Below are 23,088 nucleotides of genomic sequence, written 5' to 3' on the forward strand. Positions count from 1 at the left end.
TGGCGTGTCGCACCTCCGGGACACGCGGGAGACACCCCTGCGCCACGCCGCAGACGCCCTGCCTCACGGGCCGCGAGCACACTCCGCGAGCACACTCCGCAGGCACAGGCCGCGGCCCCGAGGGCGATGCTCCCACGGGGCCGCGGCGGTTCAGATCCGGTTACTCGCTGATCCGCCTCCGGCGGGCGAGGCTCCAGACGATGGTGCCGCCGAGCAGCAGGGCCAGACCGAGGGCGCCGAGCTGCGCGGACTGCGCGTCGGCGACGCCGGTCATGGCGAGCTCGGAGCGGACGGGCGGCATCGCTGCGGGCAGCGGGGCCGGGGCCGCACCGGGGACCACGCCGCCGGGCGTGGTGGGCGGCTCGGGAGTGACCGGCGGCTGCGGCGGCTGCGCCGAGCAGTTCGGCGTGGCCGGCGGGTAGACGGTCGCTTCGTTCGCGGTCGGGTTGATCCGGATCTCGACGATCGCCTCAGCGCGGAGGTCGTAGTGCGGAGCGCTCGGGTCGAGCTTCCAGACTCCGTCGCTGCCGAGCGTCCATCCGGGCCAGCCGGTCGGGTTGCCCTGCGCGTCGACGCTCGCGCCCGGCCAGAGCATCTGGCCGGTCACGGGATCGCCGCTCTGCCAGCCGGCGGGGTAGGCGATCGGGTCGACCTGGGATGCGCCGTCCGCGAGGATCGCGGCGGTGTCACCCGCGGGGATTGAGGGATCACGGTTCGCGAACGCCTCCGGCGTCCACCAGATCATCACGATCGGCAGCGTCGCGGTGTCCGCAGTGCCGCTCGGGGTGATGTTGTAGGTGAACCAGGGGGTGTCGTTGACGCAGACCGCGCTGCCCGCGACCGAGACGGCCCGCACCTCGGTGGTGACGGATCCGCAGTCGTTGCCGGGATCACTGTCTCCGCCGCCGGGCTGTTCCTCACCGGTGAAGACCGCGAGCGCCGGGCTCACGTCGCCCGCGGCCCGCTCGGGCGAGGGCTCAGGCTCGGCGGGGCCGGAGGCGGCGACGCAGGCCTGGTTGGTCACCTCGCCGCTCGCGGGAGCCGCCGTCACCGTCGCGTCGAAGGAGATCGTTGCGTCTCCCTCGAATGCGCCCGCGTAGCTCGCGGTCACGGTGCTGCCCGAGATCGCCACGGTCCAGCCCTCGCTCGCGCTCTCGGAGCCCGGGACGGGGGTGAGACCGGCGGGCACCTCGTCGGTGACGACCGGATCGAGCGCCGCATCGGGGCCGGCGTTCGAGACGGCCAGCGTGTAGCGGATCGTGTCGCCCAGTTCAGCGACGCCTCCGCCCTCGCCGTCGCCGACGCTCGCGGTCTTCACGAGCGACAGATCGTACGAGCCGGCCGGGCAGGGGGTGACCGTGATCTCACGGGAGACCGACGCCTCGCCCACGCTCACGCGGACGGTGTAGGTGCCGGCGCCCGCGATGTCGAGCGCGACGTCGAGCGTCGAGCCGTCCCCGGCCTGCACGGTGCGGCTGAGGTACGGGGTCGCGGCGCCCATGCTGACGGTGACCTGGTAGTCGACGCCCTCGACGAGGTCGCCGAGCTGCGCGCTGAGCGTCTCCGGGAGGCCGGCGCCGAAGGCGGTGCACTGCTCCACCTGGAGGGTGAGCGACGGCGCCTCGGGTGCGGGGCACTCAGTCACCTCGATGGTCTGCTCGGCGCTGTCCCCGGCGTGCTCACCGGTTCCCTGCACCGTGACGAGCAACGCGCCCTCCTCGGTGGGGGTGACGGTGAGGTTCCGCGTCGCGGCATCCGCCACGAATTCGATCGAGCTCGAGCCCGCCACGGAGACGCCGTCGAGTGCGACGGTGTACGGCTCGCCGACGACGAGGTCGGAGAGCGCGACGGTCACGGGAGCGAAGCCGCCGGCCACGGGGCAGTCGCCCGTCGACAGCTGGATCGCGGGATCCGGATCAACCTCCGGCGGCACGTTCTCGCAGTTGTTGTCGAAGATGGCCTGGCCGGCCTCATCCCAGTTCTGGCCGGAGAAGGAGACCAGGGTCCCCGCGATCACGGCCTCGAACGGCGGGATGATGTCTCGCCCGTCGTGGTGCGATGCGCCCCGGTGCCCGTTGTAGGCGGCCTCGGCGGCGACGGTGATCTTCACCCACGGATTCGAGTCAGACTCGGTCGCGTGGCAGAGCGTCACCTTGACGTCCTCCGGCGGGGCGCAGCGGTCCACGGTCACCGAGCGGGTCACCGTGCCGGTCGCGGCGCGCTGGCCCGTGCCCCAGACGTCAACGCTCACGTCCGCGCTCGTGATCGACCCGAGCGAGACGCTCTCGGTCGCTCCGCTCGCGGTGAACGTCATCACGCTGCCGCCGTTCACGCGGTAGCTGTAGGGCTGGCCGGAGACGAGGTTCGCGAAGAGCGCGGTCACCGGCGGGAAGTCCTGCTCGGCAACGCACTCACCGGGGGTGAGCGTCACGGTCGGCGCGGGATCCACCTCGGGCGGCGGGGTGTTGCACCCGGCGTTGTAGACGGCCTGTCCGGCGGCGTCCCAGTTCTGGCCCGGGAACTGCAGGGTCTGGCCGCGCACCGTGTACTCGAACGGCGGGATGATGTCTCGCCCGTCCTGGTGGTGCGCGCCCGCGTGCCCGTTCGCCGAGCCATCGGGTGCGATCCGGATCGTGACCCACGGGTTCTTCGTCGAGCTCGTGGCGTGGCAGAGGGTCACCTTCTCCTTCTGCGGTCCGCTGCCGAGGGTCTGCACGCTCGGCGTCTCCGCCGCGGCCGCGGCTGGCGCGGGGGCTTCGGCGGGGGCCGGCTCTGCGGCTGGCTCAGGTGCCGGCTCTGCGACGGGCTCGGCCGCGGGGGCGGCGGGCTCCGGGGCCGGTTCGGCGACGGGCGCCGGTTCCGGGGCCGGTTCCGGGGCCGCGACGGGCGCGGGGGCCGGTTCGGGGGCCGTCACCGCGGGTGCCTCGGGAGCCGGTTCTGCGGCAGGAGCGGGCGTGGGGTCGGCGGGAGCTGCGGGAGCGGCTGCCGGGTCCGCTGCGGTGTCCCCGGCCGCCGCGACGGCCGTGGTCTCGGTGCTCGGAGCGAGCTCCTCGGCGAAGGCGGGGGCCGTGAAGGCCGGGAGCAGCAGGGCGGCAGCGGCGAGTGCGGCGGCTCCGCCGCGGAGCATGCCGCCTCCCCCACGGAACACGCTCCCCTCGAAGGGCCGGCGCCGCACCGATCGGTGGGCGTGCGGTTGGGACTGTGGGGCTCGCTTCGTTCTCATGGCCGTGCTGCCTTCTTCCGAGGAATCCGGAGACAGCACTCCGTTGTCCTGTCCCCGATCTCACGGCCGGCAGTCGCCGGGAGCAGATGCACGGCGCCCGCGGTCGCGTGATGCCGCTCACGTTAGGCGCGCGGCCGCGAAAGCGGATCCGGGAGAATTACGCAGATTCGGGGCAGGAACGGCCGAGGGCCCCGCGCATCGCGCGGGGCCCTCGGGGCGGGGTGCGGCGAGCGCCGCGGCGGATCACCAGTGCCGGTGCTCCTCGGTGCCCGAGTAGTCGGGCCAGGGAAGGTCGATCGGCGGCTCGAAATCGACGGGCAGGAGCGCCGGCATGGGCTCCGCGGCCACGCGATCCGCGAACTCCTGCTTCGCCGCGGCGAGCGTCTCCGGCTTCGTGAGGAGGTCGAGGAACGTGCCCGAGACGGTCTTGCCCGCCGTGAGAATCGTCGGCGCGATCGTCTCCGGGATCCCGCCGAGCGCGTTCATGACCCACGCGGGGTAGGGCCCCTCTCCCGGCACCGGCTGGAGGGCGGGGCGCGACACGTAGAAGCGCACGAGGGGCGCGTAGTGGCTCATCTCGACGTAGTCGTCGCTCGTCCAGTTCCGCTGCCAGGCCGGCATGTGCTCGCGCAGCAGGCGCTCAGCCTCCTGCGGGGTGATGAGCTGCTCGGTCTCCGCGAGGAAGGGCTTCGCGGTGGCCTCGCGGCCGAGCGAGCGCTGGATCTCCTGCGCGACCGCGATCGCCTCGGCGCCGTACTCGGGCGCCCCCACGTCCGCGAGGTTCGCGTAGAGGGTCTCGCTCATCACGTGGTTCGTGCGTCCCGGGCGGCTGCGCGCGATCCAGCGATCTTCCGCGGCGCAGTGCGCCATGGAGGCCGCGGCCTGCGCGTTGCGGTCGAGGATCGTGAGGATGTGCTCGGCCATCTCGATGTCCGGCGTGCGCCACGAGAACTGGATGCGGGCCACGCGCTGCGGCAGGTTGTCCGCGGTCGCCTGGCCGTCGCTCAGGATCGCGTCGGAGAAGCTCCACCCGCCCGTAGCCGGGAGCATCGAGTCGAGCATGGTGCGCGAGGCCGTGTACATCTGCATGAGTGCGACGTTCGCCCCGGGCGCGCGGGCCGCGGAGTGCGAGGCGGGGATCGGCGAGTTGGGATCGGCGCTCGAGAGCTGCCAGGTCTCCGGCTCGTCGCAGATGAAGGAGTAGACCTTGCTGTAGTACGCCCCGCACTGCGTGTCCCAGCGGGCGGTGTTGCAGAGCGGCAGCATGTAGAAGGGGTGGAAGGACACGATCGCGTCGGCGTCGTCGTAGTAGCCGCGCAGCCCGTGCACCACCTTCGAGCCGTGCATCTTCTCGGCGGGCTCCCCCGTGTACTTCAGCGTGCCGCCGATTCCATGCACCGTCATCGCGTGCTTCGTGGCGAGTACGCCGGCAAGCGTGGAGATGCCGAGCACCGAGTGGGGATCGGTGTGGCCGGGCGCGAAGCGGCTGAGGCCGGCGCGCGGGGTCTCGGAGGTCGCGGCCGCCTGGCTGTTGCCGGGTACGGCGTCGTACTCGGCGTAGGTGAGGAGGGTCGGGCCGTCGCCATTCGCCCAGACCGCACTGAATGCGGTCGGCATGCCGGCGGAGCCGTCCTCCACCTCGAAGCCCTCCTCGCGGAGGCGGGCGACGTACCACTCCTGCGAGCGGTACTCGCGCCACGCGGGCTCCGCGAGCTCCCAGATGTGGGTGTGCCACTCAGTGAGCTCGGTGAGGTGGTCGTCGATCCACGCCTGCGCGGTGCGCTTGGCCTCGGCGGTGAGTGCGGTCACGGTGTGTCCTTTCGGGTGAAGCGGGTGTGTCGGATGAAGGCTGGGGCGGGCGCGGCGCGGGCCGCGCGGGTGCACCACGGGCCGCCTCCCGGGTGGAAGACGGCCCGCCGGTGCGCCCTGCTACGCGGGAGTGTTCACGGGCGATTCGGGCCGGCCGGTTGCGGCGAACGTCACGGCGTTCGCCGCCTGCACGCGCACGTACTCGGCCTCGGTGAAGGAGGAGAAGTAGGCGATGTGCGGTGTGAGCACCACGTCATCTCGGCCGAGCAGCGGGTGGTCGGCCGCGGGCGGCTCCTGGTCGAGCACGTCGAGCGCGGCGGCGGAGAGCCGCCCGGAGTCGAGCGCCGCGACGAGCGCCGCGCTGTCGATGAGCCCGCCGCGGGAGACGTTCAGCACGACGGCCCCTGCGGGCATCGCGGCGAGGAACTCCGCGTCGACCATGCGCTCCGTGTCCGGGGTGAGCGGCAGGTGCAACGAGAGCACGTGCGCGCTGTCGCGCACCTCGGCGAGCTCCGCGCGGCGGATCCCGAGCTGCGCGAGCTCGGCGCGCACCTCCGCGGTATCGGGGAGGAAGGGGTCGTAGCCGACGATGCCACCGAAGAGCGGGCCGGCAACGCGGGCGAACTCTCGCCCGATCTTGCCGAGGCCGACGATGCCGAGCTGCAGCTCGCTCAGCCGGGGCGGCGCCGTCTCGGCGCGGTCGTTCCACCGCTCCGGCGTGGCCGAGCCGAGGTAGAACGGCAGCTGACGCGTGGCGTGCAGCAGCAGGGCGAGCGCGTGGGTGGCGACCTCCTCGGTCGCGGCGCCCGGCACGTTCGTCACCCAGACGCCGTGCTCGCTCGCCGCGTCGAGGTCGACGAAGTCGAAGCCCATCGACATGAGCGCGATGAGCTTCAGCTCGGGCAGCGCCGCGATGATCTCGCGCGTGATGGGCGCGTAGCCGAGCAGCAGCACCTCGGCATCGCGGGCCCCGGCGATGATCGCGTCGGCGTCGCGGGTCTCGAGGATCCGGACCTCGTAGCCTGCCTCCTCGAGGAGGCGCACCCCCGCGGAGACGTCGGTATCGTCCGTGTCCGTGTAGACGGCGATCGGGCTCATGCCGCGGCCCCCGTTCCGAGCTCGAAGGTGTCCTGCCGCAGGTGGATCAGCTGCAGTCCGCCGCGCGCGACAGCGGCGTCGACCGCCGCCGCGAGCTCGGCCGGCGTCGAGACGCGCTGCCCGGCCCCGCCGAACGCGGTGGCGACGGCCGCCCAGTCGGGCTGCGCGAGCACCACGCCGACCGGGGCGATGCCCGCGTCCGCCTCGTTCTGCTTGATCTCCGCGTAGCCGCCGTTGTCGATCACGATCACGGTCACGTCGATCCCCTGCTCGACGACCGTGATGAACTCCTGCATCGAGAACATCAGCGCGCCGTCGCCGAGCACGGTGAAGGCGGGGCGCTCGGGTGCGGCGATCCGGGATCCGATCGCGGCGGGCAGGCCGTAGCCGAGCGTCGCGTAGGTGCCCATGTACGGCGTCGAGTTCGGCGTCCGCGACGTGAGCGCGTTGAGGAGGCCCCAGTACGCGATCTGCGAGGAGTCCGTCGAGACGATCGCCTGCTCGGGGAGCACCCCGGCGATGAGCTCGCCGAGGGCCGTATTCACGGGGTCGAGCTCCGCGGACTCGGCGCGCACCGCTGCGCGCGTCGCCACGACGCCCGCAGCCGCGGCAGCCGCGGCGTCCACGCGCGGATTCGCGCCCGGGGCGTCGAGCGCCGCGCTGATCCCGGCGATCGCGACCGCAGCGTCGGCGACGATCCCGATCTCCGCGGCCTGGTTCTTCTGCAGCTGCGTCTCGAGCAGGTCGATCCGGATCACCCGGCCGCGCGCCTCGAGCGCGTCGACCCAGAGCTCGGCCTCGCCGAGCTTCGCGCCCACGACGAGGAGCACGTCGGCGTCCCGCGCGCGGTTGCGCGCCGCAGCGAGCCGCAGGTTCGAGCCGAGCGCGAGCGGGTGCGTCTCGTCGAGCACGCCCTTCGCATTGAGCGTCGTCACCACGGGGGCGCCCAGCTGCTCGGCGAGGTGCCGCAGCTCGGCCGCGGCGCCGCGCGAGCCACCGCCCGCGAGGATCACGGGGTCCTGCGCCCCGGCGAGTGCGGCGGCAGCGGCCGCGACGGCCGCGGTGTCCGGCGCGGCGACCGGCGCGAACTCGCGCGCCTCGAGGGCGGCAGCCGGCACCTCGTCGCCGACTTCCTCCTCGAGCAGGTCGAGAGGGACCTCGATGTACACGGGTCGGGGACGCGTCGTGGCGAACAGTTCGAACGCCTCGTGCACGGCTGCGACGGCCTCGATCGCGGTCTGCACCCGGCGGGCGCGCTCGACGATCGCCGCGGCGGCGCTGAGCTGATCCTTCGTCTCATGGAGCGTGCCCACGTCGGCGAACTCCTTCCCGCGGGCGGGGCCCGGGGCCAGGATGATCATGGGGCGCGACTCGGCGTACGCGGTGCCCGCGGCGCTCAGGGCGTTCAGGAGGCCCGGGCCGCTCGTCGTGATGACCACGCCCGGCTTGCCTGTCTGGAGCGACCAGCCGTCGGCCGCGTAGCCCGCGCCCTGCTCGTGGCGCGACGTGACCGCGCGGATCCCGAACTCCGCCAGCGGGCGGTAGAACTCCAGGTTGTGGGTACCCGGGATCCCGAACACAGCATCCACGCCGTAGTTCTTGATCGTCTCGATGACCAGCCACCCGGTGGTGCGCTTTGCGGTCGTCTGCTCCGTCATGGTTATTCCCCCTCCGCGCGGAACTGCACTGCGCCATCAACCCAGGTCTCGCGGACCGGGATCGCGGCGATCTCTGCACCATCAATATCGAGCGGGTTCTGCGCCAGCACGACGAAGTCGGCGCGCTTGCCCACCTCGAGCGAGCCAAATTCGGCCTCGCGGCCGAGCGTCTTCGCACCCTCGAGCGTGTGGCCGCGGAGCGCCTCCGCCGCCGAGATGCGCAGCGAGTCCTCGCCGAGCTTGTGCCCGCGACGGGTCACGCGGGTGACCGCCGCCTGGATTGCCTCGAGCGGGCGGGGCTCAGCTACGGGCGCGTCCGAGGAGATGGTGATCGGCACGCCGGCGTCACGGAACTCGCCGAGCGGGTTGAAGCGCTCGCCCGGGGTGCCGATCGCCTGTTCCACGCCCTCGCCCCAGTTGTAGTAGTGCTGAGTCTGGTTGACCGGGCGGATGCCGAGCTCCGCCATGCGGGTGATGTCCTCGGGGGTGGGCAGGCCGCAGTGCTCGATGCGGTGACGCGCGTCGCTGTCCGGACGATCGGCGAGTGCCTGCTCGATCGCGTCGACCACCATCTTGATTGCGATCGGCGACTGCGCGTGCGTGGCGGTCTGCAGACCGGCACCGTGCGCCTTGCGCACGAGCTCGGTGTACTCGCGGGGCTCGTGGTACAGCTGACCGGTGCGGCAGGGATCGCCGAGGTAGCCGTCGGGGAAGTATGCGGTCCAGCCGCCGAGCGTGCCGTCGGCGTACAGCTTGATGCCCGCCGCCGACAGGAACGCGTTGCCGAAGGGTCCCGTGAACCCGAGATCCACCACCTGATCGAGCAGGTGCGAGAGGAAGTACATCGAGACGCGCATGTTGAGCGCGCCGCGATCCGCCATCTCCAGGTAGGCCGCGAACTCGCGCTTCGACACCTGCGCATCGCCGATCGCCGTCACCCCGCCGCGCAGGAACTCGCGCTGCACGAGGTCGAGCTGCCGCTGGTGCTCCGCGGGCTCGTCACCGAGGTGGAAGTTGGGGCCGTGGTGCCCCACCTTCACGCCGTGCAGGCCGGTGAGCACGTTGCAGGCGGCGTCCGAGAGCTCGCCGGTCAGCTCGCCGTCCGCGTCGCGGAAGAACTCGCCACCCTCGGGGTTCGGGGTGTCCTTCGTGACGCCGAACTTCTCGAACGTGAAGGTGTTCACGACGCCGCCGTGGCCGGAGGCGTTCATGATGTAGACCTCGCGGTCGGTGGCGATCTGGTCGAGCTCGTGGCGGGTGGGGTGGCGCTGCTCGGCGAGATTGCGCTGCTCGTAGCCGAAGCCGCGAAGGGGCGCACCGGCGGGCAGTTGCTTCGCGGCCTCGCGCATCAGCTCGATGATTTCGGGAATGCTCGCTGCCTTCGCCGGGGTGATGTCGACCCAGGTGAGCAACTGCCCGTACATGAGCGGGTGCGCGTGCGCGTCGACGAAGCCGGGAACGATGGTCGCTCCGGCGTGGTCGACGCGCACGGGCGTGAGGCCCGCGCTCGCCGCCACCTGCTCGCACTCGGCGAGCGTGCCAACCGCGAGGATCATGCCCTCGGCGGTGAGCATGGCTTCCGCCTCGGGCCGACTCTCGTCGACCGTCAGGATTCGCTCGGCGGTGACAATCGTCGGAGCCGAGTTGCGTGCGTCATAGGTGGCGAGCGAGCGCATAGTGCTTACTTTCCTTCGGTGGTGGGAACTGCGGTGGTGTCGAGCCGGGGGCGGAAGGATCCGGTGACCGGCGCGGTGTCAGAGTGCTGCGGCGCGAAGAACACGCCGAAGAGGGCGATGATCGAGAGCGCGCCGTAGAACGCGATGACCGACCAGAAGTTGCCGGTCGCGGTGAGGAGCGCCGTGGCGATCGCGGGCGACAGGCCGCCCCAGACCGCCGCGCCGACGCCGTAGGAGAGCGACATCGAGGTGTAGCGCGCCTGCGGGCGGAACATCTGCGTCATGATCGTCGACAGCGGGGCCCAGGCGCCGCTGAGCGCGAGGCGGACCACGGAGACGAAGAGGTAGATCATCGCGACGTTGTGATCCTCGATGAAGAGGACGAGCGGCACGACCGCGGCGAACGAGAGGACGATGCCGAGGTTCATGACCCACTTGCCGCCGATCTTGTCACCGAGGAGCGCGAGCGGGAGCGTCACGATCGCCTCGACGAGCGCCGCGATCGTCATCGCGCCGAGAATGATGTCGGGCGACAGGCCCACCTCGGGGCTCGTGGCATAGCTCTGCACGAAGGTCGTGGCGAGCACGTAGCCGCCGGAGGAGATCGCGACAATGCAGAAGCCGAGCAGGATCGGCCACCAGTTGTTCTTGAGCGCGAAGAGCAGCGGCGTCGACTGCTGCTGGCCGCCCACCTTCTCCTCGAACACGGGGGTCTCCTCGACCCGGTAGCGCACCCACAGGCCCACGAAGATCAGCACGATGCTGAAGAGGAAGGGCAGGCGCCAGCCCCAGGTGTAGAGCACGTCGTCACCCATGAGGGCGAGGATCCAGAACGCGCCGGAGGACATGAGCGCGCCCAGCGGGTTGCCGATCTGCGTGAAGCCGCCGTAGAAGTTCTTGAACTTCGCGGGAGCGCTCTCGACGGACATGAGGCTCGCCCCGCCCCACTCGCCGCCGACGGCGAGGCCCTGCGCGACCCGGAGCACGATGAGCAGGATCGGTCCCATGATGCCGATCGTGTTGTAGTCCGGCAGCACGCCCACGAGGGTGGTGGCCACGCCCATGAGCAGCAGCGTGATCGTCAGCGCCGGCTTCCGGCCGATCTTGTCGCCGATGTGGCCAAAGATGATGCCGCCGAGAGGACGAGCGAAGAACGCGACCGCGTAGGTGCCGAAGGAGGCGAGCGTCGCGAGGCCGCGGTCCAGCTCGGGGAAGAAGACGACGGGGAAGACGATCGCCGCTGCCGTCGCGTAGACGTAGAAGTCGTACCACTCGATGGTGGTGCCGACCATGGCGGCGAAGCCGGATCGGAGCGCGCGCCGGTGCGTGAATACCGGCGCGCTGGCTGTGGACGAGGACATGCAAAGCTCCCTTGCTCGACGAATGGCGCAGCGATCGTGCCGCGGCGCGTATCCACGACTGTACGACCGATTCGGCACGCCTGCGCCCGCGGAACGTCCGCGAACTCGCCGTTTTGCGGACGAAATGCATGGGAACGGCGGGATATGAGCGATCTTCGAGCTGGATCAACCGCCGAGCGCACATGTTCTGCGCACGCAGCGCCGCATTCGCGCGTATCCTGGGCACGACGCCCCGGCGCGCCCGCATCGACGCGGCCGACACGAAAGGATGGCGGCATGACGCAGCCCACCGCCCCGCGGCGCCCGAGCGCCCGCGAGCACGGCCTCGACGCGCTCGACACCGCGCTCATCCGCGCGCTGCAGGAGGACGGCCGCGCCTCCATCCACGATCTCGCCGCGACGCTCGGGGTCTCCCGGGACGCTGCCTCGCATCGTCTCCGCCGGCTCATCGAGCAGGAGGGCGTGCGCGTCGTCGCGGCGCTCGACCCGCACTTCGCCGGCCACCACGTCCTCACTCACGCGGCCGTCGGCGTCGACGGCCCGCTCCGTCCCGTCGCCGAGCGGATCGCGGCGCTCCCGAACAGCGTGTTCGTCTCGCTCACGAGCGGCAGCTTGCCGCTCGTCTTCGAGTCACGCCACCGCGACTCTGCCGAACTGCACGAGGTCCTCGACGAGGTGCGGGCGATCCCCGGGGTCCGTGCGCTGCTCGTCACCACCTACGTCGACGTGCTGAGCGGCTTCTTCGTGGCGGATCGCCGCAGCCCCACCTCGATCGACGCGCTCGACACGGAGGTGATCCGGCTCCTCCAGCGCGACGGCAGGATGAGCTTCCGCGCCCTCGGCGACGCGGTGCATCTCTCCCCCTCATCGGTCCGCGCGCGCGTGCACCGCCTCGTCGACGCCGGCGTGATCCGCATCTCCGCGATCACCTCGGGACAGCTCACCCGCTCGCGCATCGCCATCGGGCTCGGCATCACCGCCCGCGGCGACGCGGCGCCGATCCGGGAGCTGCTGCTGCGCTCCCCCGACGTCGACTTCGCGGCGCGCACGCACGGGCGCTACGACTACGTCGCGACGCTCGAAGGCCCCTCCGCGGCGCACCTCCTGCGCGCCATCGAGGAGCTGCGGGCGCTCCCGAGCGTCAGCGCGGTCGAGTCCTGGGCGCACTACGACGTGGTCAAGGAGAACTACGAGCGCGCGATCGAGCGCGCCGTGGGCGGCAACGGCGGCTGGCGCGCGGCGGGCCCGCTCGGCGCTTAGCCGCCGAGCGCGCGCTGCACGCGACTCAGGGAGATGTTCTCGTGCACGAGCACGCCCGAGCTGGTGCGCTGCTCGAAGTGATAGCCCATCTTGCCCTGCGAAAGCATGCCGATCAGATACGGATCATCGGAGTTCCACATGATCCAGGTGTTCTGACCGGCGGCGTTCTGGCCGAGGAAGGTGATCTCGATTTCACGGTTCCCGATGCGCTGCACGCTGGGTGCGAGCACGTCGTTGGAGAGGGCGACACCGCCGGCCCCTGCATGCTGCATCTCACTCATGTGATGATCCTAGCGAACCAATCTCAGAAGGGGACAGGGATCGCCGGGGAAGCACTCAGGCTCCGGCGAAGAACGCGCCCGTCGCACGGGCGAGACCGTGCAGATCGGCCACGTGCGCGAGCTCGCGCGCGGAGTGCATGGAGAGCAGCGGCACCCCCACGTCGACGGTGCGGATCCCGAGCCGCGTCGCGGTGATCGGGCCGATCGTCGATCCGCAGGGGACCGTGTTGTTCGACACGAACTCCTGCGTGGGCACCTCGGCTGCGGCGCACGCACGCGCCCAGAGCGCCGCACCGTGCGCGTCGCTGGCGTAGCGCTGGTTCGCGTTCACCTTGAGCATCGGCCCGTTGCCCGCGAGCGGCCGCACGTTCGGATCGTGCTTCTCCGGGTAGTTCGGGTGCACCGAGTGCCCGGCGTCGGCCGAGACGCACCAGGAGGCGGCGAGCGCACGCGCAGCGTCCTCCGTCGTCGCGCCGAGGCCCGCCCGCAGGCGCTCGAGCACGTCCGCGAGGAAGGGGCCCGCGGCACCCGAGCGGGTCTCCGAGCCGAGCTCCTCGTGATCGAAGGCCGCGAGCATCGCGATCGTGCCCGGCGCGGGCTCGGTCTCGAGCAGCGCCACGAGCCCCGCGAACGTCGAGCTCAGGTTGTCGAGGCGAGGCGAGGCGAAGAACTCCGCGCTCGCGCCGATCCGCTGCGGCGGCTGCGTGTCGACGAGGCGCACGTCGGTCCCGGCGAGATCCCCGGGCTGGAACGGCGCGGCGGCGACCCCCGCGTCGTTCGCCGCCGTCGCGGCCGCGTCGGCGAGGAGGCCCGCGACGGTCACGCCCTCGGCGCTGCCCCCCACCGCGAGCACCGGCTGCGTGTGCCGCTGCCGGTTGAGCGTGAGGCCCGAGTTCGCCTCGCGATCGAGGTGGATCGCAAGCTGCGGGATCCGCGCGACGGGCCCCGTGCACACGAGGTGCTCCGCGCCGTCGCGGTCGATCACTCGGCCAGCGATCGCCAGGTCCCGATCGAGCCACGAGTTGAGGAGCGGCCCGCCGTAGACCTCGACCCCGGCCTGCGCCCAGCCGTCCGCCCGGAAGTCCGGGTGGGGCTTCAGGACGAAGCCCGGGGAGTCGGTGTGCACGCCGAGCACCCGCACGGGGCTCGTCTCCGCGACCTCGGAACCGGCCCGCCACGCGATCACCGCGCCGTCGCGCACGACGAAGCCGCGCCCGCCCGCAGCGAGCGGGGCCCAGGGGTCCCGCTCGTCGTGCGCGGCGAAGCCCGCGTCGCCGAGGAGCTCCGCGATCCGCCCCGCCGCGTGGTACGAGGTGGGGGCGGCGCTCACGAAGCTCGCGAAATCGCTGATGTACGCGTCGAGATCGCGCAGCAGGCCGGTCATGCACTTACGCCTTCGCCTCGTCGTCCGCGCGCTGCGGCGCGGCGAAGTCGTCGGCGAACTGCGCGAGCAGACGCGCGCCGAAGCCCGTCGAGCCGGTCGAGCGCCACAGGTCGTCGCGCTCCGCCTCCATGGTGGGCGCGATGTCGAGGTGGCCCCAGGGCAGGCCGTCGACGAACTCGTTGAGGAACAGTGCCGCGAGGATCGCCCCGCCGTAGGGCCCGCCGATGTTCGACAGATCGGCCACGTTCGACTTGAGCTGGTCGCGGTAGCGGTGATCGAGGGGCAGCTGCCAGACCCGCTCGTCGGTCGCCGCTGCGGCGGCCGCGAGCTGCGCCGCGACGTCGTCGTTGTTCGCGAGGGTCGCGGCGGTGCCGAGCCCGAGCGCCGCCATGGCGTTGCCTGTGAGGGTCGCGATGTCGACGATCGCGTCGGGGCGGCGCTCCTCCTCGGTCGCGAGCACGAGGCCGTCGGCCATGACGAGGCGACCCTCGGCGTCGCTGTTCTTCACCTCGACGGTCTTCCCGCCGCGCATGGTGAGCACATCGCCGATCTTCGTCGCGGTGCCCGACAGCATGTTGTCGGTGCACATGAGCCAGCCAGTCACGACCGACTGCACACGGAGCTCGCGCAGCGCGAGCATGGCGGCGAACACCGATCCGGCGCCCATCATGTCGAGCTTCATGCTGCCCATCGAGTTGGCCGGCTTCAGGCTGATCCCGCCCGAGTCGAACATGATGCCCTTGCCCACGAGCGCGAGGTGCGGGGTCGCGTCCGTCGCACCCTCGGGGGTGTAGCGGAGCTTGATCATGCGCGGCTCGTCGGTGCTGCCCGCGTTCACGCCGAGCAGGCCGCCGGTGCCGAGCGCGACGAGCGCGTCTCGGTCGAAGATCTCCACCTCGAGGCCGTGCTCGGGGCCGAGCTGCGCGGCGAGATCCGCGAACTTCTCCGCAGTGAGGTGGCGGGGCGGGGTGTTGCCGAGGTCGCGCGAGATCGCGGCGGCGCGGGCGAGCACGACGGCGCGGTCGACGCCCTCCTGCGCAGCGGCGCGATCGTCGGAGGAGACGCCGAGCGTGAGCGCGGTGAGCGCGACGTGCTTCGACTCGCCCTTCAGGCTCTCGAAGCGGTAGCGCGCGAGGAGGGCGCCCTCGGTCGCGGCGAGCGCGGCGTCGCGCGCGGAGAGGGACTCCGACACGAGGCCGGTCAGGTCGATCGCGAGCTCCGCGGTCTCGCGCGCGGCACGGGTGAAGGCGGCGACGGCGTCGCGCAGCTCCGCGCTCGTGGCGAGGCCGGCGCCCGTGCCGACGAGCACGCGCAGCTGCGCGCCCGGCAGGACGAGGGTCTGGTTCTTGGCCCCCGTGAAGCCGGCTGCGGCGAGCGCATCGCGGCTCTGCCCGGCGAGGCAGTCGCACGTGGGCAGCTCGCCCTCGGCGGCAACGAAGCAGGCGCGCGCCGGTGCGGCCTCGACCGCGGCGGTGTCGGCGACGCGCACGTCGACCGAGCTGTTCAGTGAGGGGACGGGATCGAAACTGGGATCAATCACAACGGTCATGCCTCCAGCCTATCCCCGCCCCGCGCTCCGCGGTCTCCGCGCTCGGTTCCCGAGATGGCCCCACTTCCCGTCTCGCCGTGCGCTCCCCCGCCCCCAATCTCTCGGAGAAATCTGGTTTCTCGGAGAAACGGAGGAGGGTACGTCCGAGGACTCAGATTTCTCCGAGGAATTGGAGGGAGGACGACCCCCGGAAGTGGCCGACCGAACCGCCGGGAGCCCGCGCGACGCGAGCGAAGCGTCACGCGGGCTCCCGCCACCCCTCCCCTAGTCGATCGCGAGCGCCGCCACGGGCGAGACCCGGATGGCGCGGCGGGCGGGCGCCACGGCCGCGGTGATCGCGAGCGCGAAGCCGAACACCACTACGCCGGCGATGATCGGCCACGGGATCGACGGCGGCGCGAAGCCCGCCTGCGAGCCGAGCAGCGACTGCGCGGCAACCCAGCCGTAGAAGACCCCGAGCAGCACGCCGAAGCCGAGCGCCGCGAGCGTCATCTGGCAGCTCTCCGTAATGACCATGCGGCGCACCTGCCCACCCGTGAAGCCGAGCGCGCGCAGCAGGCCGAGCTCGCGAGTGCGCTGGAGCACGCTGAGCGACAGCGTGTTCACCATGCCGACCGCGGCGATGATCGCGGAGAAGCCGACCAGCCCGGTGAAGACGGCCGTCGTGATCGCGAGCGTCTGCTCGAGCGCTGCGGCGAGCGCGGGATCGTTGTCGAACGCGATAAGCGTCATGTCGGCGTACGTTTCGAGCGCCACGGCAAACATGGTGACGAGCGTCACGCCGATGACGAGCCCGATCGTGGCCCGCGAGCTCCGCTCGGGGAAGCGCACGGCGTTCGCCGCGGCGAGCCGCCCGGTCGGACCGCCGCCGAACACGGCGCCCGTGAGCCGCAGGATGGGCGGCATGATCACGTGCGCGCCGAGCGCGATCCCGGTGAAGGAGAGCAGTCCGCCGCAGAAGGAGACGAACAGCGCGAGCGGGGTCATCATGCTGAGGATCAGGCCGAGCGCGATGAGCACGCTGCCGAGGAGCACGAGGATGATCGCCCACACCGTGCGGCCGGTGCGGCCGCGGGCGGCCTCCGGGCGCAGTTCGACGGCGGCGCCCGTTGCGGCGATCGGCGACACCGCTCCGACGCGACGGGATCCCGCCCAGGCCGCGGCCCAGGTGGTGAGCGCAACGATGACGATCGCGCCGAGCGCGAGCGGATCGAAGAGCGGGTAGTCGCGCCCCTCGGGGAGCCAGCCGAGGCCCGGGCCGAGCTTCACGGCCGCGACGACGAGGCCCTCGGCGAGCACCCAGCCGATCACGGAACCGAGCGCGCCCATCGCGAGCCCCTCGGCGGCGACGCGACCGCGCACGGCGCGCGAGCTCGCCCCGACGAGGCGGAGCAGCGCGATCGTGCGCGTGCGCCCGGCGATGATCGTGGCGAACGTGTTCGCGGTGACGATCGCGCCCACGTAGAGCGCGATGATGATGAACACCGTCGACACCATGAGCAGCACCATGCGGAAGGTGCCGGACTCCTCGATCAGCGCGGGATCGAGTGCGGCCCCCATCACCCCCGTGAAGAGGATCAACGTCGCGGCGAAGAACGAGCTCAGCGCCGCGACGACGACCGTCGCGCCGTGCTCGCGGATCCCGGCCCCGGTCTTCATGACGCGACCGCCTCGAGGCCGAGCATGGTCTCGGAGATCTGCTCAGGGGTCATAGCGCCGCGGTCGGAGACGATGCGCCCGTCGGCGAGGAAGAGGATCCGGTCCGCATGGCTCGCGGCGATCGGATCGTGCGTCACCATCGCGATGCTCTGCCCCTGCTCGACCACGGCGGCGCGGAGGAGGCCGAGCACCTCACGCCCGGTGCGGGAGTCGAGCGCGCCGGTGGGCTCGTCGGCGAAGATCACGTCGGGCTGCGTGGCGAGCGCGCGGGCGATCGCCACGCGCTGCTGCTGACCGCCCGAGAGCTCGTGCGGGCGGTGCGAGGTGCGGCCCGCGAGGCCGAGGGCCTGCACGAGCGCGTCGATCCGCTCCCGATCCGCGGCGGGAACGCCGCGCCCGTCGAGCTCGAACGGGAGTCGGAGGTTGCCCATCACGTCGAGCGTGGGCACGAGGTTGAAGGCCTGGAACACGAAGCCGATCCGGCGCCGGCGGAGCCGCGTGAGCTCCGCGTCCCCGAGGTGGGTGATCTCGTCGTCGCCGAGCCAGACGCGCCCCTCCGTGGGGGTGTCAAGGCCGGCCATTACGTGCATGAGGGTCGACTTGCCGGATCCCGACGGACCCATGATCGCGGTGAATTGCCCGCGGCGGATGCCGATCGAGACGTCGTTCAGTGCGGTGACCCGGTGGTCGCCGGTGCCGTAGTGCTTGCTGAGGTTCGCGACGCGCGCGACGAGGCCCATATCGCTCGGTTGAATGTCCATGCTTCGACGCTACGAGCGGGAGCGCGCCGCGGGATCGCCCCCGGGTACCATCGCGGTCGTCCCCGGGTGCCGCCGCGGGAGGTGACGGTGCGCCCCGGTGTGGGCCCGGGGTGCCGGGGCCCCGGGGCCACGGGACACCGGCACCGGCACCCCGGGGACCAGCACCGCGGGCCCCGCCACCGGCCCTGGCCCCGGCACCGCTCACTCGGCCGCGTACACCGCCTCCCCGCCCACGTAAGTCGCGACCGCCGAGACCTCGGCGAGCGTCTCGGGCGCGACCGCGCGCGGATCCCGGTCGAGCACGGCGAAATCGGCGAGGTACCCGGGTGCGAGGCGCCCCTTCACGTCGCCCTCGCCGGTCGCGGCCGCCGAGCCCGCCGTGTAGATGCCGAGCGCCTCCTCGACCGTGATCGCCTGGCTGCGGCCCACTGCGGCCCCGTCGTCGCCCGTGCGGGTCACCATCGACTGCATCGCGGCGAAGGGCGAGAGCGGGCTCGCGGGGTGGTCGGTCGAGGCGCCCACCACCACGCCGGCATCGAGGAACGCCCGGTGTGCGAACATGCGCTCGGTGCGCTCGGGGCCGTACCAGCGCTCCAGCCGGCCGCCGTAGAAGCTCGCGTAGCGGGAGAACGGGGTGACCATGACGCCGAGGCGCGCGATCCGGGCGATGATCTCCTCATCGACGATGCTGCAGTGCTCGATCCGGTGGCGCACGGGCGACGGGCGGCGCTCCTGCGCGGCCTCGTACGCGTCGAGCAGGCGGCGGATCGCGGTGTCGCCGTTCGCGTGAACCGTCAGTCGATTCCCGTCGTCGTGCACCCGGTCCACGAGCGCTATGAGGCCCTCGGGGGTCGAGAACTCCATGCCGTGGTCGTGGGTGCCGCAGAACGGCTCGGAGACGAGGCAGGTGCGCCCGCCGATCGCGCCGTCGACGAAGGCCTTGATCCCCGCGACCCGCAACCACTCGTCGCCGAAGCCCGTGCCCAGTCCGAGCGCGCGGAAGTCGTCGTAGCGCTCGGCCGCGAGGAGCATGTTCACCCGCAGCTGCCGCACCCCCGCGCGGCGCGCGGCGGTGTGCATCGCGAGCTGGCGCGGCCCAACGAAGGCGTCGCAGGTCGAGGTGATGCCGTAGCCGTTCCACTCCTCGGCCGTGCGGCGGTAGGCGTCGAGCAGGCGATCGGGGTCGGCGGCGGGGAGCGGCCGCAGCTCGTCCCCCTCGACGCTCACGTAGCGCCCGAGGAGCGCGCGCTCGTAGATGTGCCCGGTGAGGCGCCCTGCGGCGTCGCGCCCGTACGTTCCGCCGGGGATGTCGGGCTGGTCCTCCGCGATCGCGAGCGCGCGGAGCGCCGCCGTGTTCACGACGCCCCAGTGCCCCGAGACGTGGCGGATCAGCACGGGCGTCCCGGGGAGGGCCGCGTCGAGCACGTCGCGGTCGAGCGGTCCCGTGAGCGAGTCGTCGTAGCAGGACGCCAGGACCCACCCGGGCGAGGACGCGGCGAACTCGCGCACCCGGGCGATGAGCGCCGCCGCATCGGGGGCGAGCGGCGGGGAGACGTCGAGCTCCAGCCGTCCCTGCGCCGTGTCCGCGAAGTGGGCGTGCGCGTCGTTCAGCCCCGGGATGATCGTGCGCTCGCCGAAATCGACCACGGGGCTGCCGGGGAAGCGGTCGCGCAGCTCGGCGAAGGCGCCGGTCGCGCGCACCCGTCCCGCGGCGACGGCGATCGCCTCGGTGTCGGCCGCGCCGGGCGAGAAGATCCGCTGGGCGCGGAAGATCGTGGTACTGGTCTCATGCATGGTGGGTCCCCTCCGTGATGCGAGCGCCGGATCCGGCCTCCGCGGTGTCCGTGCCGGCCGAAGCGCCGGCGGCGTGCTCCTCCGCACCGCCTTCGACGACCGGGATCGTGTTCGTGAGCTCGGCCTCGTTGCGGGCGATGTACCGCGAGAGCGCGACGACGCAGACGAGCGTGATCGCGATGAGCAGCCCGTGGTACGCGGCGACGCCCCAGACGGCCCCGCCGAACGCGGTGAGGAGCGACTGCGCGATGAGCGGCGTCGCTCCGCCGACGATGGTCGCCGAGGTCTGGTACGCGATCGAGAGCCCCGAGTAGCGCACCTGTGGCGGGAAGGCGCTCGCCAGGAAGCCCGCGAGCAGGGCGAAGTAGGCTGCCCCGAACGTCGTGACGATCGCGAGGCCGACGGCGATCCAGCGCGGATCCGCAGTGGCGATGAGGAGATAGCTCGGCAGCGTCGTGAGCAGTCCGAGCGAGAGCGCGATGACCATGAGCCGGGTCATGCCGATGCGGTGCGCGATCCACGCCGCGAGCGGCTGCACGACGAACTGCAGGATCGCGATCACGAGCAGCACGTTGAGCATGACCGGCCGCGGCACGGCGAGCTCGGTGGTGGTCCAAGCGAGCGCGAAGGTGTTCGTGAAGTAGGCGGCCGCGATCCCGATCGCGCTGGCCCCGATGCCGAGGAAGATCGCCGTGGGGGCGATGCGGAACGCCTCGAGGATCGGCGCCTTGGCCACCCGCTCGGCCTGCTTCATCTTCGTGAACGTCTCGGTCTCCTCGAGCGAGATCCGGATGATGAGCGCCATGATCACGAGCACTGCCGAGAACAGGAAGGGGATGCGCCAGCCCCAGGCCAGGAACTGCTCGTCGGGGAGCCGGCTCACGGAGAGGAAGATGAGCGTGGAGAGGATGGACCCCGCAGGAGATCCCTGCTGCACCCAGCTGCCCGCGACGCCGCGGCGGCGCTTCGGAGCGTTCTCCGTGGCCATCGTCACCGCCCCGCCCCACTCCCCGCCGAGACCGAGGCCCTGGCAGGCGCGGAGGAACACGAGGAGGATGGGCGCCCAGATGCCGATCTGCGCGTAGCCGGGGAGCGCGCCGATGAGCGTGGTCGCGATGCCCATGATGAGGAGCGTCGCCACGAGCGTGCCGCGGCGCCCGAGCCGGTCGCCGAGGTGGCCGAAGATGATGCCGCCGATCGGGCGGGCGATGAACCCCACCCAGAACGTCGCGAAGGAGGCGAGCAGCCCGACGGTCGGGCTGGCCTCGGGGAAGAACACGGGGCCGAATGCGAGGGCGGCCGCGGTGCCGAAGATGAAGAAGTCGTACCACTCGATCGCGGTGCCGACGAAGGTCGCCAGCCCCGTTCTCAACTCGATCGATCGGGCGCTCCGGGTCTGCTGGGACATCGAATCTCCTCTGTCACGGGCGTCACGTCGTTGTGGCGCTGGGAAGAGTTCAGCAGTCCCGCGAAATGCGGTCAAATGATACTTTTTGAGGATTAGTATGCAGTGCATGCATACAGACGTGGATCTCCGCCTGCTCGCCGGATTCCTCGCGGTCGTGGACGCCGGATCGGTGAGCGCCGCCGCCGCGCAACTGAATCTGAGCCAGCCCGCGCTCTCCCGTCAGGTGCGCGAGCTCGAACGCCGCCTCGAGGTGCAGCTCTTCGAGCGCACTCCCACCCGCCTCACACTCACCACCGCGGGCCACCGCTTCGCGCCGCGCGCCCGCGATCTGGTGGCCCGCGCGGCGCGCCTCGCGAGCACGACGCGGCAGCTCGCCGCGGGCGCCTCCCCCTCGTTCCGCGTGGCCTGCCCCGAAGCGACCGTGCGCGGCGTGGTCGCCCCGTTCGTCGCGGAGACCGGCGCCCCGATCCTCAACACGGCGCTGAGCCTCGCCTCGGAGGTGTACGGGCGGGTGCTGCGCCGAGAGGTCGATTTCGCGATCAACTCCATGCGGCCCCCGGTCAGCCTCGCCTCCGCCAAGACCGGCACCGCACCGCTGTTCGTCTACGTCGCGGCGGACCATCCCCTCGCCACCCGCCCGGCGCTCACCGTCGACGACCTCCGCGGCGAATCGCTGATCCTGCTCGCCCCGGGCTCCGGCCTCCGGCAGGCGATCGATCGTGAGCTCTGGGAGGTGCGCGACACGTTCACCATCGTGGCTGAACCCGAGGCCTCGGATCTCGCGATCGCGCTCGCCGTCGCTGGCCACGGCGTGTGCATCGACCTCATGACGCCCCTGTTCGGCGGGGTGCAGCTGCCGCTGTTCCGGGCCGACGGCTCACGGCCGTCGCTGCAGCTCTACGCGACGTGGGAGCACGACCACTTCGCCGCGGCCGAGATCGCGGAGGTCGTCGACGAGCTGATTGCATGGGAGCGCCGCCGTACCGAGAATTACATGCACGGGAATACAGTTGGTCCGCCCGCGTTGCACCAGGCATGAGAGCATTCGGATTCCTGTCCTTCGGCCACTACGGCCCCGTCCCCGGCTCGCGCGTGCGCACCGCGGGCGACATGCTGCGCCAGACGATCGAACTCGCTGAGGGCGCCGACGAGATCGGCGTGAACGGCGCCTACGTCCGCGTGCACCACTTCGCGCGCCAGGCCGCGTCGCCCATGCCGCTCCTCACCGCGATGGCCGCACGCACGAAGCGCATCGAAGTGGGCACGGGCGTCGTCGACATGCGCTACGAGAACCCCCTCTACCTCGCCGAGGAGGCCGCGGCCCTCGACCTGATCTCCGACGGCAGACTGGCGCTCGGCGTGAGCCGGGGGTCCCCCGAGACCGCGGTGCGCGGCTACGAGGCATTCGGCTACACCGGCTCGGAGGATCCGCGGGGCGCCGACCTCGCGCGCGACAAGTTCGAGCTGTTCATGCAGGCGATCGACGGCGAAGCGCTCGTCGACAGCGACCCCAACATGGGCCCGCTCGGCCGCCTCGCCATCGAGCCCCGCTCGAACACGCTCCGCGACCACATCTGGTGGGGTGCCGGTAGTATCGAGACGGCCCGCCAGACGGGCCGCATGGGCCTCAACCTGATGAGTTCGACCCTCCTCACCGAGGCGACGGGCGAGCCGCTGCACGTGCTGCAGGCACGGCAGATCACCGAGTTCCGCGAGTCCTACCGCGAGGCGGGCCACACGGGCAGCCCCCGGGTGTCCGTGAGCCGCAGCGTGTTCCCGCTCGTCACGGAGCAGGACGAGATGTTCTTCGGGCTGCGCGGGCGCGACGGGCAGGACCAGATCGGGATCATCGACGGGCTGCGCTCGACGTTCGGGAAGACCTACGCAGACACCCCCGACAAGCTCATCGAGCAGCTCCGCGCCGACGACGCCGTGATGTCGGCGGACACGCTGATGCTGACGATCCCGAACCAGCTCGGCCCCGAGTACAACCTGCACGTGCTGCAGGCGTTCGCGGAGCACGTCGCCCCCGCGCTCGGGTGGAAGCCGAACACGGAGGGCCCAGTCGAGGGCTACGCGATCTAGCCGCGGCCCGGCCCGGCCCCGGCCCGTCCCGGCCCGGCCCGCTCCCGCCCCTCCGCACCAGCAAATCGGCTCGACTTTGATC

General features: G+C 71.9%; 16 protein-coding genes. 3 read left to right on the plus strand and 13 right to left on the minus strand.

What is annotated here, in order from left to right; genetic code table 11:
- Nucleotides 1–160: 160 nt before the first annotated feature.
- From U874_RS14330 to U874_RS0109680, 6 genes are all read right to left on the minus strand, one after another.
- Complete coding sequence (locus tag U874_RS14330; protein ID WP_025134335.1) at nt 161–3,127, minus strand: DUF11 domain-containing protein; 2,967 nt, start codon at nt 3,125–3,127, stop codon at nt 161–163.
- 339 nt (nt 3,128–3,466) lie between these two features.
- Nucleotides 3,467–5,032: a peptidase M20 gene (locus tag U874_RS0109660; RefSeq protein ID WP_025134336.1), complete on the minus strand. Its 1,566-nt coding sequence runs from the start codon at nt 5,030–5,032 to the stop codon at nt 3,467–3,469.
- A gap of 120 nt (nt 5,033–5,152) precedes the next feature.
- The gene (locus U874_RS0109665) at nt 5,153–6,130 is read right to left on the minus strand and encodes a C-terminal binding protein (RefSeq protein WP_025134337.1); all 978 of its coding nucleotides are present in this window, start codon (nt 6,128–6,130) and stop codon (nt 5,153–5,155) included.
- Nucleotides 6,127–7,788 carry a thiamine pyrophosphate-binding protein gene (locus U874_RS0109670; RefSeq protein ID WP_029988143.1) on the minus strand — a complete coding sequence of 554 codons (1,662 nt, stop codon included), beginning with the start codon at nt 7,786–7,788 and terminating at the stop codon, nt 6,127–6,129. Before U874_RS0109670 ends, U874_RS0109665 begins: the two co-directional genes overlap by 4 nt.
- A 2-nt stretch (nt 7,789–7,790) precedes the next feature.
- Nucleotides 7,791–9,464 (minus strand): amidohydrolase, encoded by a 1,674-nt coding sequence (locus U874_RS0109675; protein ID WP_025134339.1) that lies wholly within the window; start codon nt 9,462–9,464, stop codon nt 7,791–7,793.
- 5 nt (nt 9,465–9,469) lie between these two features.
- Complete coding sequence (locus U874_RS0109680) at nt 9,470–10,825, minus strand: MFS transporter (RefSeq protein WP_025134340.1); 1,356 nt, start codon at nt 10,823–10,825, stop codon at nt 9,470–9,472.
- A 276-nt stretch (nt 10,826–11,101) separates the two neighbouring features.
- On the opposite strand from U874_RS0109680, the gene U874_RS0109685 reads away from it, so the two are divergent.
- A complete protein-coding gene (locus U874_RS0109685; protein ID WP_025134341.1) occupies nt 11,102–12,085 on the plus strand; it encodes an Lrp/AsnC family transcriptional regulator in 984 nt (327 codons plus the stop codon).
- On the opposite strand, the gene U874_RS0109690 is transcribed toward U874_RS0109685, so the two are convergent.
- The 7 genes from U874_RS0109690 to U874_RS0109720 form a co-directional block, all read right to left on the minus strand.
- Complete coding sequence (locus U874_RS0109690) at nt 12,082–12,366, minus strand: hypothetical protein (protein WP_025134342.1); 285 nt, start codon at nt 12,364–12,366, stop codon at nt 12,082–12,084. The genes U874_RS0109685 and U874_RS0109690 overlap by 4 nt on opposite strands.
- Before the next feature lie 55 nt (nt 12,367–12,421).
- Entirely contained in the window at nt 12,422–13,750 is a 1,329-nt protein-coding gene (locus U874_RS0109695) for a M18 family aminopeptidase (RefSeq protein ID WP_025134343.1), read from the minus strand.
- A gap of 4 nt (nt 13,751–13,754) precedes the next feature.
- Complete coding sequence (locus tag U874_RS0109700) at nt 13,755–15,299, minus strand: M17 family metallopeptidase (protein ID WP_025134344.1); 1,545 nt, start codon at nt 15,297–15,299, stop codon at nt 13,755–13,757.
- Between the two features lie 264 nt (nt 15,300–15,563).
- Entirely contained in the window at nt 15,564–16,958 is a 1,395-nt protein-coding gene (locus U874_RS0109705) for an FtsX-like permease family protein (RefSeq protein WP_025134345.1), read from the minus strand.
- Nucleotides 16,955–17,719: an ABC transporter ATP-binding protein gene (locus tag U874_RS0109710; RefSeq protein WP_025134346.1), complete on the minus strand. Its 765-nt coding sequence runs from the start codon at nt 17,717–17,719 to the stop codon at nt 16,955–16,957. Before U874_RS0109710 ends, U874_RS0109705 begins: the two co-directional genes overlap by 4 nt.
- Before the next feature lie 201 nt (nt 17,720–17,920).
- Nucleotides 17,921–19,513 carry an amidohydrolase gene (locus U874_RS0109715; protein WP_025134347.1) on the minus strand — a complete coding sequence of 531 codons (1,593 nt, stop codon included), beginning with the start codon at nt 19,511–19,513 and terminating at the stop codon, nt 17,921–17,923.
- Nucleotides 19,506–20,921, minus strand: a complete 1,416-nt coding sequence (locus tag U874_RS0109720) for an MFS transporter (protein WP_025134348.1) — start codon at nt 20,919–20,921, stop codon at nt 19,506–19,508. Before U874_RS0109720 ends, U874_RS0109715 begins: the two co-directional genes overlap by 8 nt.
- 106 nt (nt 20,922–21,027) lie before the next feature.
- Here U874_RS0109720 and U874_RS0109725 point away from each other — a divergent pair, with 106 nt between their 5' ends.
- Together U874_RS0109725 and U874_RS0109730 are read left to right on the plus strand one after the other, a co-directional pair.
- Complete coding sequence (locus U874_RS0109725; RefSeq protein WP_157834247.1) at nt 21,028–21,960, plus strand: LysR family transcriptional regulator; 933 nt, start codon at nt 21,028–21,030, stop codon at nt 21,958–21,960.
- The gene (locus tag U874_RS0109730; protein ID WP_025134350.1) at nt 21,957–23,006 is read left to right on the plus strand and encodes an LLM class flavin-dependent oxidoreductase; all 1,050 of its coding nucleotides are present in this window, start codon (nt 21,957–21,959) and stop codon (nt 23,004–23,006) included. Before U874_RS0109725 ends, U874_RS0109730 begins: the two co-directional genes overlap by 4 nt.
- Nucleotides 23,007–23,088: the final 82 nt, after the last annotated feature.

Source organism: Leucobacter sp. PH1c, from assembly GCF_000633415.1.
Lineage (GTDB): Bacteria > Actinomycetota > Actinomycetes > Actinomycetales > Microbacteriaceae > Leucobacter.

Excerpts from the sequence above, each read along its gene's own strand:
- U874_RS14330 (WP_025134335.1), bottom strand. The coding sequence starts at position 3,127 with ATGCTCCGCGGCGGAGCCGCCGCACTCGCCGCTGCCGCCCTGCTGCTC.
- U874_RS0109665 (WP_025134337.1), bottom strand. The coding sequence starts at position 6,130 with ATGAGCCCGATCGCCGTCTACACGGACACGGACGATACCGACGTCTCC.
- U874_RS0109670 (WP_029988143.1), bottom strand. The coding sequence starts at position 7,788 with ATGACGGAGCAGACGACCGCAAAGCGCACCACCGGGTGGCTGGTCATC.
- U874_RS0109675 (WP_025134339.1), bottom strand. The coding sequence starts at position 9,464 with ATGCGCTCGCTCGCCACCTATGACGCACGCAACTCGGCTCCGACGATT.
- U874_RS0109680 (WP_025134340.1), bottom strand. The coding sequence starts at position 10,825 with ATGTCCTCGTCCACAGCCAGCGCGCCGGTATTCACGCACCGGCGCGCG.
- U874_RS0109685 (WP_025134341.1), top strand. The coding sequence starts at position 11,102 with ATGACGCAGCCCACCGCCCCGCGGCGCCCGAGCGCCCGCGAGCACGGC.
- U874_RS0109690 (WP_025134342.1), bottom strand. The coding sequence starts at position 12,366 with ATGAGTGAGATGCAGCATGCAGGGGCCGGCGGTGTCGCCCTCTCCAAC.
- U874_RS0109695 (WP_025134343.1), bottom strand. The coding sequence starts at position 13,750 with ATGACCGGCCTGCTGCGCGATCTCGACGCGTACATCAGCGATTTCGCG.
- U874_RS0109700 (WP_025134344.1), bottom strand. The coding sequence starts at position 15,299 with ATGACCGTTGTGATTGATCCCAGTTTCGATCCCGTCCCCTCACTGAAC.
- U874_RS0109705 (WP_025134345.1), bottom strand. The coding sequence starts at position 16,958 with ATGAAGACCGGGGCCGGGATCCGCGAGCACGGCGCGACGGTCGTCGTC.
- U874_RS0109710 (WP_025134346.1), bottom strand. The coding sequence starts at position 17,719 with ATGGACATTCAACCGAGCGATATGGGCCTCGTCGCGCGCGTCGCGAAC.
- U874_RS0109715 (WP_025134347.1), bottom strand. The coding sequence starts at position 19,513 with ATGCATGAGACCAGTACCACGATCTTCCGCGCCCAGCGGATCTTCTCG.
- U874_RS0109720 (WP_025134348.1), bottom strand. The coding sequence starts at position 20,921 with ATGTCCCAGCAGACCCGGAGCGCCCGATCGATCGAGTTGAGAACGGGG.
- U874_RS0109725 (WP_157834247.1), top strand. The coding sequence starts at position 21,028 with ATGCATACAGACGTGGATCTCCGCCTGCTCGCCGGATTCCTCGCGGTC.
- U874_RS0109730 (WP_025134350.1), top strand. The coding sequence starts at position 21,957 with ATGAGAGCATTCGGATTCCTGTCCTTCGGCCACTACGGCCCCGTCCCC.